This is a genomic window from Marinomonas spartinae (genome assembly GCF_016461715.1).
Lineage (GTDB): Bacteria > Pseudomonadota > Gammaproteobacteria > Pseudomonadales > Marinomonadaceae > Marinomonas > Marinomonas spartinae_A.
On the sequence record NZ_JAEMUI010000003.1, the window covers coordinates 57,317 to 74,897 of the forward strand.

General features: G+C 43.7%; 19 protein-coding genes. 16 read left to right on the top strand and 3 right to left on the bottom strand.

The annotated features are described in order from the left end of the window. Positions 1-115: 115 nt before the first annotated feature. Both JHD45_RS03915 and JHD45_RS03920 read left to right on the top strand, forming a co-directional pair. On the top strand, positions 116-463 hold the full coding sequence (locus JHD45_RS03915) for a hypothetical protein (RefSeq protein WP_199474960.1): 348 nt from the start codon (positions 116-118) through the stop codon (positions 461-463). Positions 464-479: 16 nt separating this feature from the next. Further along, on the top strand, positions 480-836 hold the full coding sequence (locus JHD45_RS03920; protein WP_199474968.1) for a hypothetical protein: 357 nt from the start codon (positions 480-482) through the stop codon (positions 834-836). A gap of 4 nt (positions 837-840) precedes the next feature. Here the strand turns inward: JHD45_RS03920 and JHD45_RS03925 are convergent, their stop codons facing one another. Beyond that, the gene (locus tag JHD45_RS03925; RefSeq protein ID WP_199474969.1) at positions 841-1,194 is read right to left on the bottom strand and encodes a YkgJ family cysteine cluster protein; all 354 of its coding nucleotides are present in this window, start codon (positions 1,192-1,194) and stop codon (positions 841-843) included. Positions 1,195-1,383: 189 nt separating this feature from the next. Between JHD45_RS03925 and JHD45_RS03930 the strand changes: the two genes are divergently transcribed. The 4 genes from JHD45_RS03930 to JHD45_RS03945 all read left to right on the top strand — a co-directional run bounded on the left by JHD45_RS03930 (position 1,384) and on the right by JHD45_RS03945 (position 6,666). Continuing rightward, complete coding sequence (locus JHD45_RS03930; protein WP_199474971.1) at positions 1,384-2,838, top strand: phospholipase D-like domain-containing protein; 1,455 nt, start codon at positions 1,384-1,386, stop codon at positions 2,836-2,838. 39 nt (positions 2,839-2,877) lie between these two features. Then, a complete protein-coding gene (locus JHD45_RS03935; protein WP_199474973.1) occupies positions 2,878-3,657 on the top strand; it encodes an endonuclease/exonuclease/phosphatase family protein in 780 nt (259 codons plus the stop codon). A gap of 89 nt (positions 3,658-3,746) precedes the next feature. Beyond that, positions 3,747-5,429 carry a SulP family inorganic anion transporter gene (locus JHD45_RS03940; protein ID WP_199474975.1) on the top strand — a complete coding sequence of 561 codons (1,683 nt, stop codon included), beginning with the start codon at positions 3,747-3,749 and terminating at the stop codon, positions 5,427-5,429. A gap of 337 nt (positions 5,430-5,766) precedes the next feature. After that, complete coding sequence (locus JHD45_RS03945) at positions 5,767-6,666, top strand: aspartyl/asparaginyl beta-hydroxylase domain-containing protein (protein WP_199474983.1); 900 nt, start codon at positions 5,767-5,769, stop codon at positions 6,664-6,666. Between the two features lie 29 nt (positions 6,667-6,695). Here JHD45_RS03945 and JHD45_RS03950 read toward each other — a convergent pair whose 3' ends face one another. Then, positions 6,696-8,087 carry a DUF2254 domain-containing protein gene (locus tag JHD45_RS03950; protein WP_199474985.1) on the bottom strand — a complete coding sequence of 464 codons (1,392 nt, stop codon included), beginning with the start codon at positions 8,085-8,087 and terminating at the stop codon, positions 6,696-6,698. A 59-nt stretch (positions 8,088-8,146) separates the two neighbouring features. After that, positions 8,147-8,686: a hypothetical protein gene (locus JHD45_RS03955; RefSeq protein WP_199474987.1), complete on the bottom strand. Its 540-nt coding sequence runs from the start codon at positions 8,684-8,686 to the stop codon at positions 8,147-8,149. A 357-nt stretch (positions 8,687-9,043) separates the two neighbouring features. Between JHD45_RS03955 and iscR the strand changes: the two genes are divergently transcribed. The 10 genes from iscR to ndk all read left to right on the top strand — a co-directional run bounded on the left by iscR (position 9,044) and on the right by ndk (position 17,573). Beyond that, positions 9,044-9,532 carry a Fe-S cluster assembly transcriptional regulator IscR gene (iscR, locus tag JHD45_RS03960; RefSeq protein ID WP_199474989.1) on the top strand — a complete coding sequence of 163 codons (489 nt, stop codon included), beginning with the start codon at positions 9,044-9,046 and terminating at the stop codon, positions 9,530-9,532. Positions 9,533-9,598: 66 nt separating this feature from the next. Next, on the top strand, positions 9,599-11,035 hold the full coding sequence (sufB, locus tag JHD45_RS03965; protein ID WP_199474991.1) for a Fe-S cluster assembly protein SufB: 1,437 nt from the start codon (positions 9,599-9,601) through the stop codon (positions 11,033-11,035). Between the two features lie 13 nt (positions 11,036-11,048). Continuing rightward, entirely contained in the window at positions 11,049-11,834 is a 786-nt protein-coding gene (gene sufC, locus JHD45_RS03970) for a Fe-S cluster assembly ATPase SufC (RefSeq protein WP_199474993.1), read from the top strand. Between the two features lie 3 nt (positions 11,835-11,837). Continuing rightward, positions 11,838-13,097 carry a Fe-S cluster assembly protein SufD gene (gene sufD, locus JHD45_RS03975; protein ID WP_199474995.1) on the top strand — a complete coding sequence of 420 codons (1,260 nt, stop codon included), beginning with the start codon at positions 11,838-11,840 and terminating at the stop codon, positions 13,095-13,097. An 11-nt stretch (positions 13,098-13,108) separates the two neighbouring features. Beyond that, positions 13,109-14,326, top strand: coding sequence for an aminotransferase class V-fold PLP-dependent enzyme (locus JHD45_RS03980; RefSeq protein WP_199475458.1), 1,218 nt, complete (start codon positions 13,109-13,111; stop codon positions 14,324-14,326). A 9-nt stretch (positions 14,327-14,335) separates the two neighbouring features. Next, positions 14,336-14,686 carry a HesB/IscA family protein gene (locus tag JHD45_RS03985; protein WP_067014341.1) on the top strand — a complete coding sequence of 117 codons (351 nt, stop codon included), beginning with the start codon at positions 14,336-14,338 and terminating at the stop codon, positions 14,684-14,686. Between the two features lie 4 nt (positions 14,687-14,690). Further along, positions 14,691-15,221 (top strand): putative Fe-S cluster assembly protein SufT, encoded by a 531-nt coding sequence (gene sufT / locus JHD45_RS03990; RefSeq protein WP_199474997.1) that lies wholly within the window; start codon positions 14,691-14,693, stop codon positions 15,219-15,221. A gap of 119 nt (positions 15,222-15,340) precedes the next feature. Continuing rightward, positions 15,341-15,766, top strand: a complete 426-nt coding sequence (locus tag JHD45_RS03995; RefSeq protein WP_199474999.1) for a SufE family protein — start codon at positions 15,341-15,343, stop codon at positions 15,764-15,766. Positions 15,767-15,835: 69 nt separating this feature from the next. After that, complete coding sequence (locus JHD45_RS04000; RefSeq protein ID WP_199475001.1) at positions 15,836-16,981, top strand: IscS subfamily cysteine desulfurase; 1,146 nt, start codon at positions 15,836-15,838, stop codon at positions 16,979-16,981. Between the two features lie 184 nt (positions 16,982-17,165). Then, a complete protein-coding gene (gene ndk / locus JHD45_RS04005; protein ID WP_199475003.1) occupies positions 17,166-17,573 on the top strand; it encodes a nucleoside-diphosphate kinase in 408 nt (135 codons plus the stop codon). Positions 17,574-17,581: the final 8 nt, after the last annotated feature.

A 17,581-nucleotide genomic window follows, 5' to 3' on the forward strand; every position in this document is an offset into this window, starting at 1 on the left:
CAACTATTCGTCATGATCTAATGTTTCAGAAACACTTGGAAGCGCCTTTGGTCATTCATTCTCTATCGTACTAATTCGTGCTTTGTGTATTTAATGAATACAGGGAATATTCAAAATGGCCGTTTTTTCATTTGCCTTTCTCTTTTTGGGTGAGTTGTTGGTGATTTATTCAGAACTCGCTGTTTCCCATAAGTTTCAGACGGAAAATAGTCAACACAGATTACTTTTCATGCTTGCCATGATATTGCTAATGGCCGCTGCTGGGAGCTTGTTACTGTTGGGTTTTATGGTTGGCATTGAAGAATACAAATCCATCTGGGTGGTTAATGTTATATCCACATCCTTGGTTATCATTATTGAGCCCATTATTGCCTACGGTATATATCGCTATGCACCAGATTCCGCCACCAAAAAATCCTTGGTGTTTGCTGTGCTCGGACTGTTAAGTGCCATGCTGCTTTAATATAAGGATATTTCCAATGTTTGGAAAAATAGTTGCTTCTTTGATTTTGATCGTGGGCGAAAGCGCTTTTGTGTTTGCCGAAATGAATGCCGCACACCAGCTTGCCATCCATCAAGATACTTTTTTCGATATCTTTTTTGATAACTTACCCATCATTCTGGTGGGAGGTATTCTAGTGCTATTGGGGTATTCCTATGGCATCAAAGCGTTTGAGTCTATCTGGCTCGTTGTGGTTGTCTCCATTTTTGGCATGCTGCTCGTTGAGCCAATTATTGCCTATTCTTTATTTAGAACACTGCCTGAGCTTGGTGCCATTATTGGGATGATTTTTTCCTTTATTGGCTGTATCTATACTTTTAAAAGTGAACACTGAAAGATTACACCAGTACTTGTCGTGTATTCGCTATATAGTGATGGATCTGAGCTTCAATGTCCGGATCAATCATGTTGTCAGGACGGCAGTGATTTGGGCAAGCCAGGTGTGGTGTTGTGCCGAAGAGTCGGCAAATCAGTGGACGTTCATCGTAAACTTCACAGCCATTGGGGCCCAAGTGTACGCAATTAAAATCGGCTAAGGCGGCGTCGTGTTCGGCCTCTGTTTTGACGGGAAGGCGCGACATTTCTTCCGAGGACGCTGTGACGGGGCCGCAGCAGTCATGACAGCCCGGTTTGCATGCAAACGAAGGGATGTTCTCGCGTAGTTTGGCAATAATATTGCGATTATCTATCATGGTGTGGTCATCCGTTTTACTGTTCTTTAGTGGTCTGCTTCTGGGCCTAACCCCATGCTTTGTGATTGTTTTATAAAGTGCTTTATCCATTTGACTAATCGTGTAACTTATCACTATAAAGGATATGATAGAAGTTGCCGATGTGCGCGATATGGATGGTTTAGCTGAATACTATTTGAGTTGAGGTTTATGCATATATTTGAGGTGTTGTTTAGTTGGGTTGACTTCCATTTAGTCACAATCATTGTTGTTTTGCATGTCAGTTTATCGATTATAACATCACTGCATGTCCTCTTGTTTAAGGAGAACGAACGTACATCATTGGCTTGGATTGGCCTTGTTATATTATCCCCCGTTGTGGGCAGCTTGTTCTATTGGCTGTTTGGGATCAATCGTATCAAGCGTTTGGCGCGAAAGGAGCACCCGCAAACCCTTAAACAAGATTTTCGTCCAGAAGAAAAGACGGTGGATTTCCACCAACTCCCGAAAAATTGGCATTCCGCCATTACGGCAGGATACGCTATTCACTCTGTTAATTATGTTGCAGGTAACAGGGTGGTGCCACTCATCAATGGGGATATGGCTTATCCGGCGATGATTGAGTCCATTGATCGTGCACAGCGTCATATTGTTTTATCCAGTTATATCTTTGATTATGACTCTCTTGGCCATCAATTTGTCGATGCATTAGCCAAAGCCCATGAACGAGGTGTTATCGTCAATGTGTTATTGGATGGTGTGGGCATTGGCTACAGTTGGCATAAGTCTGATAGAGCCCTAAAAAAGCGAGGGGTTAAAACCGCTCGTTTTTTACCCGCCATTTCACTCACCAGTACGCGATTTATTAACTTAAGGAATCACCGAAAAATATTGTGTGTCGATGGCGAAGAGGCTTACATTGGCGGCATGAATGTCAGTAAAGACAACTTGGTTTCGTCGTCTAAGCACCCCATTGATGACATCCATTTTAAAGTGACTGGCCCTGTTATCGATCAAATTAGTCAAGTTTTTATCGAAGATTGGTTCTTTGCAACTAGCGAATTAATTGAATTTCCTTTGTATCGTCCAGATACGCAAACGTCAATGGTAGATAAACCTGTTATTGCCCGAGTGGTTCAAGATGGGCCAGATGAATACCATGATAGAATACATTGGACGTTAATAAGCGCACTCGGTTGTGCGCAGAAAAGCGTTAAGGTTATGACGCCTTATTTTATCCCAGATCAAACCTTGATGACGTCTCTCCATGCGGCTGCATTGCGGGGTGTTTCGGTCGAAATTATTGTACCTGAACACAGTAATATTCCGTTTATTGATTGGGTGATGGAAGCGAATTTTTCTCGAATCATGGAGCATGGAATACAAATTTATAAAAATAAGCGGCCTTTTGATCATAGTAAAATTGTGATGATTGACGATATATGGTCGTTTATAGGTTCGACAAACTGGGATGCCAGAAGTTTAGAGTTTAACTTCGAAATTAATTTAGAGTGTTTTGATGCGGGGCTAAATAAGCAGTTAACGGAGTTCTTTCTGGAAAAGAAACAGAACGCGTCTCTGGTTACTGAGAGCGATGTTAGGGCTGTGCCGAATTATAAAAAAGTTCGCAATAATTTGGTTCGTTTGTTCTCGCCTTACCTGTGAGAAATGGCTAGCACGATTCTTAATAAGGGCGAATATTCCATGATGAAAAGTCGTTATCGAAAAATAGAATCCCTAAAGATAATGGGAAGTGCATCGAAAGCGGTAATGGGGCCAAACATTGACGTGTTATTATGGAATATTTTTAAGTGCCGCAAAGAGGGGTGGCAGGAAGACTTTCTGTCACTCATTCATGATAAAGATTTGGTACTCTTACAAGAAGCGGTGTTTAATTCCCCATTCGATTTGCTATTCAGTCAGTCAACTCAGCATCAATGGATAATGGCGCGCAGTTTTAAGAATCTGCAAACCAGTGTTGAAACAGGTATTAAAACTGGGTCATCCGTCACCGCTAATAGATATTTTTGTTCCGCTTCTCCCTACAGTGAGCCGATAACCAGAACCAAAAAAATGTTATTGGCGACTGAGTATCCGATTATTAATGTCGATACATCTTGTACTGAGTCTCCGTTGCTGGTGGTGAATACCCACATTATCAACTTTGTTTCTTTGAAAAAATTTAGAACCCATTTGGATCAAGTTTTTCAAGTATTGAGAAATCATAGTGGTCCGATCATATTGGCTGGCGACTTTAATACTTGGAATAGAAAAAGATTGGCATATTTTAATGAGCTTGCGATGTCGCTTCTTTTAGAAGAAGTCAAGTTGGTTCGTCAGCCAAGGCTAAGCCATTTTTTTAAACATCTTGATCATGTTTATTGCCGCGGCTTAGACGTGGTGGATGTGCATGTGCATAGCGATATTCATTCATCGGATCATTTTCCCATCAGCCTGTCGCTAAAAATCGTATCGTCCAGATAAAACCAGACAATGGTCATTAACAAAGAGGCGGTGATACCGTAAATGGAAATCGCAATCTAATACGGCAGATCGCTAAGAAGAGTGTTGGTATGGCAATGAGCAATAAGCATTATCGGTTTTTTCAAGGTGTATTGCCGTTTAAGTGGACTCAGTTTCCGCAAGACGTTATGGCGGGATTAACGCTAGCCGCCCTTGCTATCCCTGAAGTGATGGGGTACACGCAAATTGCAGGCGTGCCTGTGGTGACAGGGCTCTACACTATGTTATTGCCGATGTTTTTGTTCGCCCTGTTTGGCTCTTCTCGTCAACTGGTGGTCGGGGCGGATTCCGCAACCGCAGCGATGTTGGCGACGGCGTTAGCTGGGTTAGCCGTGGTTGGGTCACCAGAATATTTGGCGTTGGCTGGAGTATTGGCCTTAATGGTTGGCGTTATGTTGCTGGTTGCTCGTGTGTTTAATTTGGGAATGTTGGCTAATTTTTTGTCGAGAACGGTACTCATTGGTTTCCTAACCGGGGTAGGAATCCAGGTCTCTTTAGGTCAAATTGCGGGAATGCTAGGCGTGCCATCAGGCGGGATGGGGAACTTGTTCCACACTCTAGTTCACTGGCAGGAACTGGAAATCGCTAACATTGATAACATGGTTATTGCTATCGCGACCTTGGTGGTGATCATCAGCTTACGACAACTGTCTAGACGTATCCCAGGAGCTTTGATTGCCGTCATCACTGCTATATTGGTCAGTTGGTTGTTTAATTTACAGCAATACGGGATTCAATCTCTCGGCGCGGTTCCCAGTGGTTTGCCACGCTTGACATGGCCTGATGTCGCTCTTAGTTGGCAGACATTTGAGGCACTCATTCCGCCTGCTTTTGCTATGTTCATTGTCATTATCGCACAAAGTGCTGCTACATCTAGAGCTTATGCCGCTCGGCATGGAGAAACGGTCAACGATAATGGGGATTTAATTGGGTTGGGAGCCGCCAATATCGGCGCGGCTCTTTCAGGTTCGTTTGTGGTCAATGGTAGTCCTACCAAAACCCAAATGGTAGACAGTGCAGGAGGACGTAGCCAGCTGGCCCATTTAATTACGGCGGCAATTGTTACTCTTGTATTATTACTACTGACTGCTCCCTTAACCTATTTACCCCAAGCGACTTTGTCTGCAGTGGTGTTTCTAATCGGCGTTGAGCTGATCGATATAAAAGGCATGCGCAGTATCTTATCTGAACGCCCTTGGGAGTTTTGGGTTGCCTTGATTACCACATTGGTTGTTGTTTTGTGGGGAGTAGAGCAGGGGATTTTACTTGCCATTGCCCTTTCTTTGTTGGTTCATACACGTCATGGTTATCAGCCACACAATAGTATAATTGTCCCTTCTGATGGCGGCCGTTGGCGTGCGGTGACGTTGGATAAAAATGTACAATTAATACCAGGATTGCTTGTCTATCGTTTTACCCACAGTATGTATTATGCTAATGCGTCATATATGCGTCACCAGATCATGTATTTGGTCAATCATGCTCAGCCATCATTGCAGTGGTTTTGTATTGATGCCGGGGCGGTAGATGATATCGATTTTACGTCAGCAAAAACACTGTCATCCTTGTATGAAGCGTTGCAAACGCAAACGATACGCTTGGTGTTTGCTGAAGTCGCAGACAATGTACGTATGGAGTTGGATCGTTCCGGTCTTACTCAGTTGATTGGTGCTGGGGCCTACTACGAGACGGTGGCCGATGTTGTTGATGCATTTCAAAAACACGTCAAGTAACTCCTCTCTTCTCACCTTCTCATTTTGATACGAACGAGTGACGAGAGACTACTTTGTAAAAAATAAGCTTTTCTTTGCTTATTTTGATCAGAAGGGCATTATTCTGAGAATAACAGCGAGTTTTGCCTAAAAAAGCCATCTTGTCACTTTCTATTTTTCATTTTTTTTTCTTTTTTCTATCTGGCTTTGATTTCGATCTGTCCTCAAACTACGCCGACAAGTATTGATTTTAAAAAAAGAAGTATTAAAAAATATAATTTTTGATATGAATTTATTTAATATCTTTTCCTCTTAAGTTAAGTTTTTCGCTTATTTTATCGTATTGAAGGATGATGTCATGGGATTGGCCGTTTTACTGATTTTCATATTGTGTGGAATATATGTTCAAAATCGTGGGGTTGTACAGCATCAGAGATTGAAACGGAAAATTACCGATCATTCAAATCTGTTAGCGCCTATTAATTGCTTGTTTTACTTGTTTTCACGAGTAAAAAAAACGCCTTATATAAGCGTCAATGAGTTCCCAGAACTTAAGGTAGTCGATGAAAACTGGCAGATGATCCGTGATGAAGCGTTGAAACTCAATGAGGCGGCGCAAATTAAAGCCTCTGATGACTTGGATGATTTAGGCTTTAATTCCTTCTTTCGCACAGGGTGGAAGCGTTTTTATTTGAAGTGGTATGGTACTGATCTGAAGTCCGCGATGGAGCTTTGTCCTAAAACGGTTGAGCTTTTGTCGGGTATTCCAAGTGTGAAAGGGGGTATGTTTGCCATGTTGCCACCTGGGGCAAGATTGGGCGAGCATAGAGATCCGTATGCAGGGTCTTTTCGTTATCATCTTGGGTTGGTAACCCCCAATTCCGACGATTGTTACATTGTGGTGGATGGTGAAAAATACTCATGGCGCGATGGTGAATCCGTTATGTTTGACGAAACCTATATTCACCATGCTGAGAATAAAACTGAACACAATAGAATCGTGCTTTTTCTTGATGTCAAACGTCCGGTGACTTTCTTTTTAGTGGATTGGTTCAATCAGTTTTTGTCTTATACATTACTGGCAGCTTCCGCGACTAAAAACGTCAAGGGGGATAAAGTAGGTATTTTAAATAAAGCGTTCCACTATTTATACAAAGCACGTAATTGGGTGAGAAAGTTAAAAGGCGTCAACAAACCCCTATACTATTTTGTTCAATACGGTTTGTATATTGGCTTAATCTATCTGTTGTTTTTTTAATGGCTTGTCAGTGGAGGCCTCATCATCACCTAGGCCTCCTGTTTCTCTTGCTGTTCTCTTTGGGTTGTTAATAGCCTATCTAGGTGTTGCAGCCGATGAGTGACTTCTTTTTTATCTAAATCGATTAGCGGTCGCTGTTTTAGGCTGTGCTCAATCATGTGCTTTTGGTGGTCGATAAAAAACCAATGGCTTGAATGGTTTGCTTGCTCTGCAATGTGAATCAACCCTTCTAATTGGCGTAAGCTGATGGCCAGACAAGTTTGTGAATATTGGCGTATCTGATCAAAGGCAATGCTGGCTAGGTTATGAAATGAAGTGACTTTATAGTGAACGCGTTCAAGGTTGTCTTCGTCACAAGCATAGCCTTTTGGAAAGGTTTTGTGTGTCATATCACATAAGGTGGCGGTGAGTTTGTCTACACAGGCGATGGCGGAATAAGGGTCATTAATACCTGGGGAAAGGGCTCTTAGGGCAATCTCGACAAGCTGGTGAATGGCGAATTCAGGGTCTTGGATCGGGGTACGTTTGGCACCAAAAGTAAAACAATTGTGTAGCGCTTGCTCGTCCTCTTTTGATAGATAGGGGACATAACATTTCATGGTTATCATGCGCTTGACCACAAAGTCGCCTTGTTTAATAACAACCTCGAGATAACCATCAAGCTCCTTCATTATTTTGCACAGACAAGCATAATTAATAGTTTGAATATAGCCACACTTGTCACTTTTTAGCAGAATCGCGTCCGCTTGATTAATGATCTCTTTTTGCTCGCCTGTTTTGGTGCGCTGGGTTGTCGGTTGGTTTTGGCCATTCTCAGTGTTTTCATCTTCTCTTTGTTGATCAAATATTTTTTCAAGTGTGCGTTGTAACTCTAAATGAACATTATCGATAACATTGTCTGATTGCAGATTTTGTGACACATGGTGGATAAAATAAATCAGTAGCAGTATGCCGCATAGTGTCATAAGCATGGCACCTGCGATGGTAAGGCCGGGGAGAAAATTTCCATTAGCAAACTGGTCGGTCATGCGTACCAGAACAAGGCAGTATACAAAGAGTGAGATAAATGTACCCAGTACCAGTTGGGTGCTGGTATCGTCCATGAAGTTACGAATAAGCCTGGGGCCAAACTGTGACGAAGCGGTGGTCAGCGCCACTATGGTGATGGAAAATGTGATACTGACGACGGTCATGATGCTACCAGCTATGCTGGTCAGTAGGTCGCGGGTAATGCTGGCATCTGCATGGTATAAAAAATGTAGCCAGCTGATTGTGTGGCATTCTGAATATAGATCAATGCATAGCAGTATCACACAACAGGACATTGTTAATAGTAAAATCAGGCAAGGTATAAACCAAAAGCTGGTTTTTACTGTGTCATAGGTTTTTAGTAATTGTGTATCTTTTATAAAGAATCTCAAATGACACGACCCTGTCTCAAGTTTGAATGTATTTTAGCGAATTTGTATGCCTTAACGCGCTACTGGCTTTTTTCGTTGGGCTCACCTGTTTTTAATAGTTTCAATAAATCCTCTCTCTCAAGGCTGCCTTTTAAAGCAAGATCCAACTGATACTGATACTGCTCGTTCCAATTTTTTAGTTCAGGGGTGTTGTCTTGGAGTTGCTTGGTTAAATCGCCCATAGAAGCTTTTAGCACTTTTAAGAAAGCTTGAATGTTATCTTCCTGATTGATCAGGATGTTTTTTAATGCCGTGGCACTGCTGTGCCTTAGATACAGTTTGAGTATGTCATTCTCCGCTTTTATAGCTTGCAGTTTTTCATTTTGACTGTCGATGGTTTGCTGGAATGTCGCAAGCTCTTTGGTGACGTCTTTATTTTCCGTTGTGCTGCTTTGCTTTGCTTCTTTAGGGGCCAGAAAGAAAGTGATGCCTGCTGAAGCGCCAACGCTCATTAGAAAGCAGAGTATGAAGCCAAAAATGAGTTTTCCACTCTTTTTTTTAGTGGGTTCTTCTGGGGCTGTTTTGTCTTTTTCTTTCTGTTTATTACTAGATGTTGCCATCTCAACTCCTACGACTTCTGTTTAGGGGCAAAGTCATTTTGTCTGATGTTGATTTCTTATTATGCTGTTTTTATACCTCTATAACGGTATTTTGCACAATTTCTTGAGTTATGGGCTTTATTCTTGCTCATTTCTATGAACTTTTGGTGATATAAATGCTGAAATGATGAGTATTCCCTGAGGGAAGGTTTTGTTTTTGTGGTGTGCAACGTAAAATACGCCCGTTTTGCTTATTAGAATGAGTCCAATTTTTGTAACTGGAAAATAACCTAGTAAAATAGTCAGGTAAATACTTGATCAAAACAGTAGGTTTTGTGTACTATTTGGTGTGAATACACCGTCTTAATTGGATAGCTTATGCGCCTGACAACAAAAGGTCGTTATGCTGTAACCGCCATGCTCGATCTGGCGTTACATTCAGATCATGGTCCCGTGTCGTTATCAGATATTTCAAATCGGCAAGGCATTTCCCTGTCATACTTAGAGCAGCTTTTTGCCAAGCTTCGAAAGCAATCTTTGGTGTCCAGCGTTAGGGGACCTGGTGGCGGCTATCGCTTAAGCCGTTCCTTAGGGGAGATCTTTGTCGCACAAATTGTTGATGCGGTAAATGAGTCCGTTGACGCAACAGGTTGCAAGGGCAAAAGCGATTGTCAGGGTGGAAATACCTGTTTAACGCATCATCTTTGGTGTGATTTAAGCGATCAAATACACGATTTCTTAAGCCAAATTAGCTTAGAACAATTGGTTTTGCGCAATGATGTTCGAGAAGTTGCTCGACGCCAGAATGCCGAGAGCATTAAAAATTGTTCTGAGAATGACAAAATTAGTGCCGCTCTTGTTGGCTAGGGTAGCGTAGACATTAGTGAATGATGTGGTAATCCATATCTATTCCGATAAATAGTGAGTGTTAATATGACTGAGCAGATAGATAAGGCGCTGGCGCGAGAATACGAAGCTGGGTTCGTGTCTAATGTGGAATCAGAAACCTTTATGCCGGGTTTGGATGAAGATGTGATCCGCCGTATTTCAGCAATGAAAAATGAGCCTGAATGGATGCTCGAGTGGCGTCTAAGCGCATTTCGTGAGTGGTTAGAAATGGACGAGCCCGATTGGGCATTGGTGGATTATCCCAAGATCGATTTTCAATCCATCTCTTACTATTCCGCTCCAAAGAGCATGAAAGACAAGCCTAAATCTCTTGATGAAGTGGACCCTGAATTACTGCGAACTTATGAAAAACTCGGTATCCCTCTGATTGAGCAGCAGATGTTAGCGGGCGTTGCGGTGGATGCAGTGTTTGACTCTGTGTCTGTGGTCACCACGTTTCGTGAAAAGCTAGAAGAAGCGGGCGTGATTTTTTGTTCCATTTCTGAAGCGCTGCACAAGTACCCTGATCTTGTTAGAAAATACATTGGTAGTGTGGTGCCGAAAAAAGACAACTACTACGCAGCCTTGAACTGTGCTGTTTTTACCGATGGCTCGTTTGTCTATATACCTAAGGGCACGCGTTGCCCAATGGAGTTGTCTACTTACTTTCGTATCAATGAGCAGAATACGGGGCAATTTGAGCGAACTTTGATTGTTGCGGATGAGGGCAGTCATGTAAGTTACCTTGAAGGCTGTACTGCGCCACAGCGTGATGAAAATCAATTGCATGCCGCAGTGGTTGAATTAGTGGCTCTGGATAATGCAGAGATTAAATATTCAACGGTTCAGAACTGGTATCCTGGGGATGAGAACGGCAAAGGCGGTATTTATAACTTTGTCACCAAGCGCGGTATTTGTCATACCAACGCGAAAATTTCCTGGACTCAGGTCGAGACTGGATCATCGGTTACTTGGAAGTACCCAAGCTGTATTCTCAAAGGGGATAACAGTGTAGGGGAGTTTTACTCGGTCGCTTTAACGCGGGGACGCCAACAGGCTGACACCGGTACCAAGATGATTCACCTTGGTAAAAATACTAAATCCACCATCATTTCCAAAGGCATCTCAGCGGGTAGAAGTAATAACAGCTACCGTGGCCTTGTGCGAATGAACCCTGGGGCTCAAGGGGCGCGTAATTATACACAATGTGACTCTTTATTAATTGGCGATCAGTGTGGTGCGCACACTTTCCCTTATGTCGAAAGCCGAAATCCATCCGCTATTGTTGAGCATGAAGCTACCACCTCTAAAGTGAGTGATGAGCAGTTATTCTTGTGCCGTCAGCGTGGTCTGGATCCTGAAAAAGCTGTTTCTATGATTGTGAACGGTTTCTGTAAAGAAGTATTTAAAGAATTACCCATGGAATTTGCCGTTGAAGCGGGCAAGTTACTAGAAATAAGCCTCGAAGGCTCTGTAGGTTAAGGAATTATTAGTGATGTCAAACACAAAAAGTTTGTTGACGATAAAAGATTTGCACGCCAGCGTAGAAGAAAAGCAGATTATTAAAGGCTTGAGCTTAGATATTAAGCCCGGTGAAGTGCATGCCATTATGGGGCCGAACGGTGCGGGCAAAAGTACCTTAGGTTATGTATTGTCTGGTCGTGATGGTTACCATGTTGAAAGCGGTAGTGTGACCCTTAATGGTGATGATTTATTGGCAATGGAAACCGAAGAGCGCGCTCGTGCTGGCTTATTCTTGGCCTTCCAATACCCAGTGGAAATCCCGGGTGTCAGTAACTTGGAATTCTTGAAGGCGGCGGTTGATGCACAGCGACAAGCTCGTGGAGAAGACTCGATCACTTCTGCGGATTTTTTGAAAGAAGCCAAAGCCGCTTGCAAACAGGTGAACTTGCCTGTGTCATTCTTAAAACGTGGCGTGAATGAAGGGTTTTCTGGCGGCGAGAAAAAGCGTAACGAACTTATGCAAATGTTACTGTTAAAGCCAAAGCTTTGCATCCTAGATGAAACTGATTCGGGTTTGGATATCGATGCTCTTCAAGTGGTAGCAGAAGGGGTAAATAGCCAACGTTCTGATGATCGTAGTTTTATTGTGGTAACCCACTATCAGCGTCTTTTGGATTATATCAAACCTGACTTCGTACATGTTTTATCGGGTGGCAAAATTGTCAAGAGTGGCGATGCTTCTTTAGCGCTTGAATTAGAGGCGCAAGGTTATGCTTGGCTGCAGAATGAGCCAGCTGAAGATGAACTAGAGGGGTAATGCATGAGTGAATGGTTAGAAAGTGCCATTGCTCGAGCGCAAGGTATTAATGACTGGCTTGCTCCAAAACGAGCTAATGCCCTAGATCTTCTTGCCAATAGCCAATGGCCAACACGTAAAACAGAGGCATGGCGCTATACACCACTTCGTCCAGTTGAGCGTACGCAAGCCAAAGTGTTGACTGATGAGGTCAACTTGAAGCCGATTGCCATTGCGGATTTGTCGGCCATTGAATTGGTCTTTGTGAACGGGAAATTTGATCCGTCCCAATTGGCCGATATGTTACCTGATGGCGTGTCTATTGCCTTAGGGCGTGATTTGGACTCAACAAAACAAACGGATGCCCTGAATGCTTTTTCAACTATTAAGCCACAGCGACATCTTTTTGGTTTGGTTAACGATGCCTTAGCACAAGATGTGGTGATTGTGACGGTTGCAGAAGGCGTTGATATTGCCCAGCCTATCCGTATTAGCTCTTTACTAAGCCTAGGTGCAGAATCTCATACACGAGTTCAGGTGTCATTGGGCGCTGGTGCTCGATTAACGGTGATTGAAGATGTACAGGCTCAAGGTGACAGCTTAAACACGGCATTTGTTGAATACAATGTCGCCGCAAAGGCCCACTTAGAACATTATCGCTTTGCTTTGCAGACAGGAACCAATGTTGCCATCGGTGGGAGTCACTTTAACCTGCATGACCATGCCAAAATGCACAGCTCGATTGTTGCTTTTGGTAGTGATTTATCGCGTTTAGACACGGATATTATACATGCGGGCGAGTATGCGGACGCTAAGCTCAATGCCATGTATTTACTCGACAATAAAGAGCTTTTTGATCTGCATGCTACTGTCGAACATGCCATGGCGAACGGTACGACACAAGAAAACGTCCGTGGCATTGTCGCAGATCGTGCTCGTGCGGTATTTAATGGTCGTATCCATATTCACCGAGATGCGCAGAAAACCTCGGCGGAGCTGAATAACCGTAACTTGTTGATGTCGGATAAAGCCGAAATTAATACCAAGCCTGAGTTGGAAATTTACGCAGACGACGTGAAGTGTGCCCACGGTGCCACGGTTGCTGAGATTGACAAGCAAGCACTTTATTACTTGGAAACTCGTGGTATAAGTCGCTCAAAAGCGCAAGTGATGCTCAACTTTGGTTTTATTAATGAGTTGATAGATTTAATGCCCAATGCGGCGTTAGCGGAATGGGTTCGCCCGATTATTCGTGAACGTTTTGCGCAAATGGACGTGGAATAAGCGAGAAAATGATGAGTTTTGATGTAGCAGCTATTCGTGAGCAGTTTCCCATATTAAAACGTGAAATTGATGGTAATCCACTCATTTATCTCGATAACGCGGCCACGACACAAAAGCCGCAGTGCGTGATCGACGCTTTGGTGGAGTATTACACGACTTGTAACTCCAATGTGCATCGTGGTGCCCATCGACTTGCGGATGAAGCAACGCGCCATTTTGAAGCGGCGCGAGACATCGTAAAAGACTTTATCAATGCGCCAAAACGCGAAGAAGTGGTTTGGACAACGGGCACTACTGAGGGTATTAACATCATTGCCAACGGTTTGGGGGCTTTGTTGTCAGCTGGTGATGAAGTGATTGCAACAGGAATGGATCATCATGCCAATCTAGTGACGTGGCAGCAGGCATGTAAAGCCTCTGGCGCGACTTTGAAAACGGTGCCGGTACTTGAGTCAGGTGAACTGGATTTAGACGCTTACCAGGCGTTGCTAAACGAACATACTAAGTTCGTCGCTTTCCCCCATGTGTCAAATGCATTAGGTACGGTAAACCCTATCAAAGAAATGACCGCTAAAGCCAAGCAGGTCGGTGCGTTGGTTTTGGTGGATGGGGCGCAAGGTGCTGCCCATCGTAAGGTCGATGTACAAGATATTGGTTGTGATTTTTATGTCTTTTCGGGGCATAAAATTTATGGGCCAATGGGCATTGGTGCTTTGTGGGGTAAAGAGTCTGTTCTCGCTGAGTGGCCTGTTTGGCGCACTGGTGGTGAGATGATTTCTACTGTGACGTTGCAAGACGCGACGTGGAATGTGTTGCCTTATCGTTTTGAAGCGGGCACGCCAAATGTGGGGGATGCTATTGCCATGGGCGAAGCCATTCGTTGGTTAAGTGCGCTGGATAGAGATGCAGTAGAGGCTCATGAAAAAGCCTTGTTAGATCACGCAACGGCACTTGCTGAACAGTTTGAAGGTCTGACCATTATAGGCAAAGCGAAAGACAAAGTGGGCGTGCTGAGCTTTGTGATGAATCACGGGCATCCTGCGGATATCGGCTTTTTGCTGGATCGACAAGGTATCGCCGTGCGAACGGGTGATCATTGTGCTCAGCCTTTAATGGCGCGTTTTAATGTGCCAGGTACGGCAAGAGTGTCGTTCTCGATTTATAATACATTAGAAGAAGTTGATGCCTTATTTGCTGCGCTGAAAAAAGTGCGCAGCATGTTGGCTTAGGAGGTTTTGATGACAGCAACTACCTTTGATCCTGTCTCTAGCGTGTCTTTAACCGCTTCTGCGCAGAAATATTTTGCCTCTAAATTAGCTAAGCAACCTGGCAAATTGATTCGATTGAGCACGAAAGAAAGTGGCTGTACTGGCTTTTCTTATGTGTTGGATATTGTCGAAGGAGCGTCTGATAGCGATGACGTGCTGACCTTTGGTGATGTGATTTTTGCCGTCGATTCAGAATCCGCTCAAATGCTTAGGGGTACAGAAATTGACTTGGTTCGTGAAGGTGTGAACGAAGTTGTTAAATTCAATAATCCAAACGTTGTGGCTGAGTGTGGCTGTGGCGAAAGCTTCAGTGTGAGCTAATTAGATGCAGAAAATGGTAGTAACCCAGCGTGCTTGTCCAGCACGTAGAGTACCTAGCGGTGATCCGGTTAGCATTCCAGAAGGGCAATTTATTACGATTAACCAAAGTCTTGGTGGTAACTATACCGTCACTTGGCAGGGTAATATGTTGCGCATTGATGGAACCGATGCGGAAGCCATTGGACAACAGCCAGAAGTGCTTGAATTTGATGATCTAGGAACGGATCAGATTAATGAAGATCAGGTTTGGCAAGCCTTGGATACCATATACGATCCTGAGATACCTATCAGTTTGGTATCACTGGGTTTGGTGTATAAGGTGGAATTGGATCAACAGAACAAAACGGTTTTGATTGATATGACGCTAACGGCACCGGGTTGTGGAATGGGACCCGTATTGGTGGGAGATGTGAAATATCGTGTTGCCAAAGTGCCGAATGTCGAAGCGGTTAAAGTGGATTTAGTGTTCGATCCGCCTTGGTCGCGAGAAATGATGAGTGAAGAAGCGCAACTAGAAGCGGGTCTTTTCTTCTAGTTAGTGGCTTTTTTTGATAGCTTCGGTCGAGAATCAAAATCTAATACAATAAGAAACGGCCTTGGATATTACTAAGCGCCGTTTTTGTTTTTGTGGCCTTGATAAAAAAGAGGGGAGTCATGTCCTTACCTAGTACAGAAGATATTGTGGACGATCTGTCGTTTTTTGACGATTGGGAAGATAAATACAAGTATATTATTGATTTAGGTAAGTCTTTGCCAGCGTTTGATACGGCGTGGCATACCTCTGAGCGCTTGGTGAAAGGTTGTCAAAGCAACGTATGGATTCAGCCAGGTACTGAGCAAGATCCGCAACAGGGTGAAGTGCTCACCTTTGCTGTCGACAGTGATGCTATTATTGTGCGTGGTCTACTTGGCGTGGTATTAGCGGCATTCAACCGTAAAACGCCGCAAGATATTTTGGATTTTAATATTGATGAGTATTTTGCTCAGCTGGATCTTGAGCGTCATTTGAGTCCTACTCGGGGCAATGGTTTGCGTTCTATTGTGGGGCGTATAAAAAGTATCGCGCAAGCGGCGGCTTAGTATTGTGTTGTTTTGATCGACTCTTGTTTGCTAAAAGAAATCGATTTTATTTTTATTGGAGAGCTTTAAATGAACACCCCAGTCTACCTAGATAATTCAGCGACCACGCCTGTTGATCCAAGAGTGGCTGAAAAAATGATGGCGTGTTTAACTCAGGATGGCAATTTTGGGAACCCAGCTTCTCGTTCTCACCTCTTTGGTTGGCGTGCCGAAGAAGCGGTAGAGGAAGCAAGGCAGCAAGTATCCAACTTGATTGGTGCGGACGCTCGGGAAATTGTTTGGACATCCGGTGCAACGGAAGCGAATAACTTGGCTCTGAAAGGTGTGGCTCATGCGTATCGCCAAAAAGGTCGCCATATTATTACCTCCATGATTGAGCATAAAGCGGTACTGGACCCTTGTAAGCAGCTTGAAAAAGAAGGGTTCGAAGTGACCTATTTAAAACCCGATGTACATGGCGTTATTTCGTCGGATCAAGTCGCTGGCGCTCTCAGAGAAGATACTATTCTCGTGTCTCTGATGCATGGTAATAACGAGTTAGGTGTATTAACAGACATCGCGGCTATCGGTGAATTGACTCGTAAAAATGGTGTGTTTTTGCATGTGGATGCGGCTCAAACCACGGGGAAGGTGGCGATTGATGTGAATGCAATGAAGGTTGATCTAATGTCTCTTACGGCCCATAAAACCTATGGTCCAAAGGGGATTGGTGCTTTATTCGTACGTCGCTCACCAAAAGTGAAACTAGAGGCGCAAATCCATGGCGGTGGTCATGAGCGAGGCATGCGTTCTGGAACCTTGGCAACCCATCAAATTGTTGGGATGGGGGAGGCATTTCGTTTGGCAAGTGAAGAGATGGCGCAAGATTGTGCTCGAACCCAAGCTTTGCGGGAGCGTTTATGGACGTCCCTAAGTGAAATGTCTGGAGTGCATCTTAATGGCGATTCAGCTAACCGTGTCGCTGGTGTACTCAATGTGGGGTTTTCTGGGGTAGATGGGGAAGTGTTGTTGATGTCATTAACGGACATCGCCGTGTCATCTGGGTCTGCTTGCACCTCTGCGAGCTTAGAGCCCTCATATGTATTACGAGCCATTGGTTTACCAGATGCTTTGGCTCACAGTTCATTGCGTCTATCTGTGGGTCGCTTTACCACAGAAGAAGAAGTGGATTTTGCGGCGGAGACAATTAAAAAAGCTGTTACAGCGCTTAGATAGGGCTTTTTTAGCGTAAAAGTGTATTTTTTGTTGGGAATTGCAAAAGAATCGCGTGTTGAGCATACAATTTTAATAAAGAGATGCGTATAATCCACGCGCTGAAACTTTTATGTCTTGGGCCATGGTTTTTATGGTTTTCATCCAATTAGCCATCGCCCTTTTGAATTTATTTTGGAGTTATATCATGGCGTTAGAACGCACTTTATCTATCATCAAGCCAGATGCGGTTGCGAAAAACGTAATCGGTGAAATCTACTCTCGTTTTGAGCGTGCTGGTCTTAAAATTGTTGAAGCGAAAATGGTTCAACTAGACGACGAATTGGCTGGCGGTTTCTACGCTGAGCACAAAGAACGTCCTTTCTATAAAGATTTGGTTGCGTTCATGACATCTGGTCCTGTTGTTGTATCTGTTCTTGAAGGTGAAAATGCCGTACTTCGTCACCGTGAACTAATGGGTGCTACTAACCCTAAAGAAGCTGCTGCGGGTACTCTGCGTGCAGATTACGCAGAATCTATTGATGCAAACGCGGTTCACGGTTCTGACTCTGTAGAATCAGCAGCTCGTGAAATTGCTTACTTTTTTGGTAAGTAATTGATCGA

Excerpts from the sequence above, each read along its gene's own strand:
- JHD45_RS03945 (WP_199474983.1), top strand. The coding sequence starts at position 5,767 with ATGGGATTGGCCGTTTTACTGATTTTCATATTGTGTGGAATATATGTT.
- sufB (WP_199474991.1), top strand. The coding sequence starts at position 9,599 with ATGACTGAGCAGATAGATAAGGCGCTGGCGCGAGAATACGAAGCTGGG.
- JHD45_RS03920 (WP_199474968.1), top strand. The coding sequence starts at position 480 with ATGTTTGGAAAAATAGTTGCTTCTTTGATTTTGATCGTGGGCGAAAGC.
- JHD45_RS03980 (WP_199475458.1), top strand. The coding sequence starts at position 13,109 with ATGAGTTTTGATGTAGCAGCTATTCGTGAGCAGTTTCCCATATTAAAA.
- JHD45_RS03925 (WP_199474969.1), bottom strand. The coding sequence starts at position 1,194 with ATGATAGATAATCGCAATATTATTGCCAAACTACGCGAGAACATCCCT.
- iscR (WP_199474989.1), top strand. The coding sequence starts at position 9,044 with ATGCGCCTGACAACAAAAGGTCGTTATGCTGTAACCGCCATGCTCGAT.
- JHD45_RS03940 (WP_199474975.1), top strand. The coding sequence starts at position 3,747 with ATGGCAATGAGCAATAAGCATTATCGGTTTTTTCAAGGTGTATTGCCG.
- sufD (WP_199474995.1), top strand. The coding sequence starts at position 11,838 with ATGAGTGAATGGTTAGAAAGTGCCATTGCTCGAGCGCAAGGTATTAAT.
- JHD45_RS03955 (WP_199474987.1), bottom strand. The coding sequence starts at position 8,686 with ATGGCAACATCTAGTAATAAACAGAAAGAAAAAGACAAAACAGCCCCA.
- JHD45_RS03935 (WP_199474973.1), top strand. The coding sequence starts at position 2,878 with ATGATGAAAAGTCGTTATCGAAAAATAGAATCCCTAAAGATAATGGGA.
- JHD45_RS03985 (WP_067014341.1), top strand. The coding sequence starts at position 14,336 with ATGACAGCAACTACCTTTGATCCTGTCTCTAGCGTGTCTTTAACCGCT.
- JHD45_RS03995 (WP_199474999.1), top strand. The coding sequence starts at position 15,341 with ATGTCCTTACCTAGTACAGAAGATATTGTGGACGATCTGTCGTTTTTT.
- JHD45_RS03930 (WP_199474971.1), top strand. The coding sequence starts at position 1,384 with ATGCATATATTTGAGGTGTTGTTTAGTTGGGTTGACTTCCATTTAGTC.
- sufT (WP_199474997.1), top strand. The coding sequence starts at position 14,691 with ATGCAGAAAATGGTAGTAACCCAGCGTGCTTGTCCAGCACGTAGAGTA.
- sufC (WP_199474993.1), top strand. The coding sequence starts at position 11,049 with ATGTCAAACACAAAAAGTTTGTTGACGATAAAAGATTTGCACGCCAGC.
- JHD45_RS03915 (WP_199474960.1), top strand. The coding sequence starts at position 116 with ATGGCCGTTTTTTCATTTGCCTTTCTCTTTTTGGGTGAGTTGTTGGTG.
- JHD45_RS04000 (WP_199475001.1), top strand. The coding sequence starts at position 15,836 with ATGAACACCCCAGTCTACCTAGATAATTCAGCGACCACGCCTGTTGAT.
- ndk (WP_199475003.1), top strand. The coding sequence starts at position 17,166 with ATGGCGTTAGAACGCACTTTATCTATCATCAAGCCAGATGCGGTTGCG.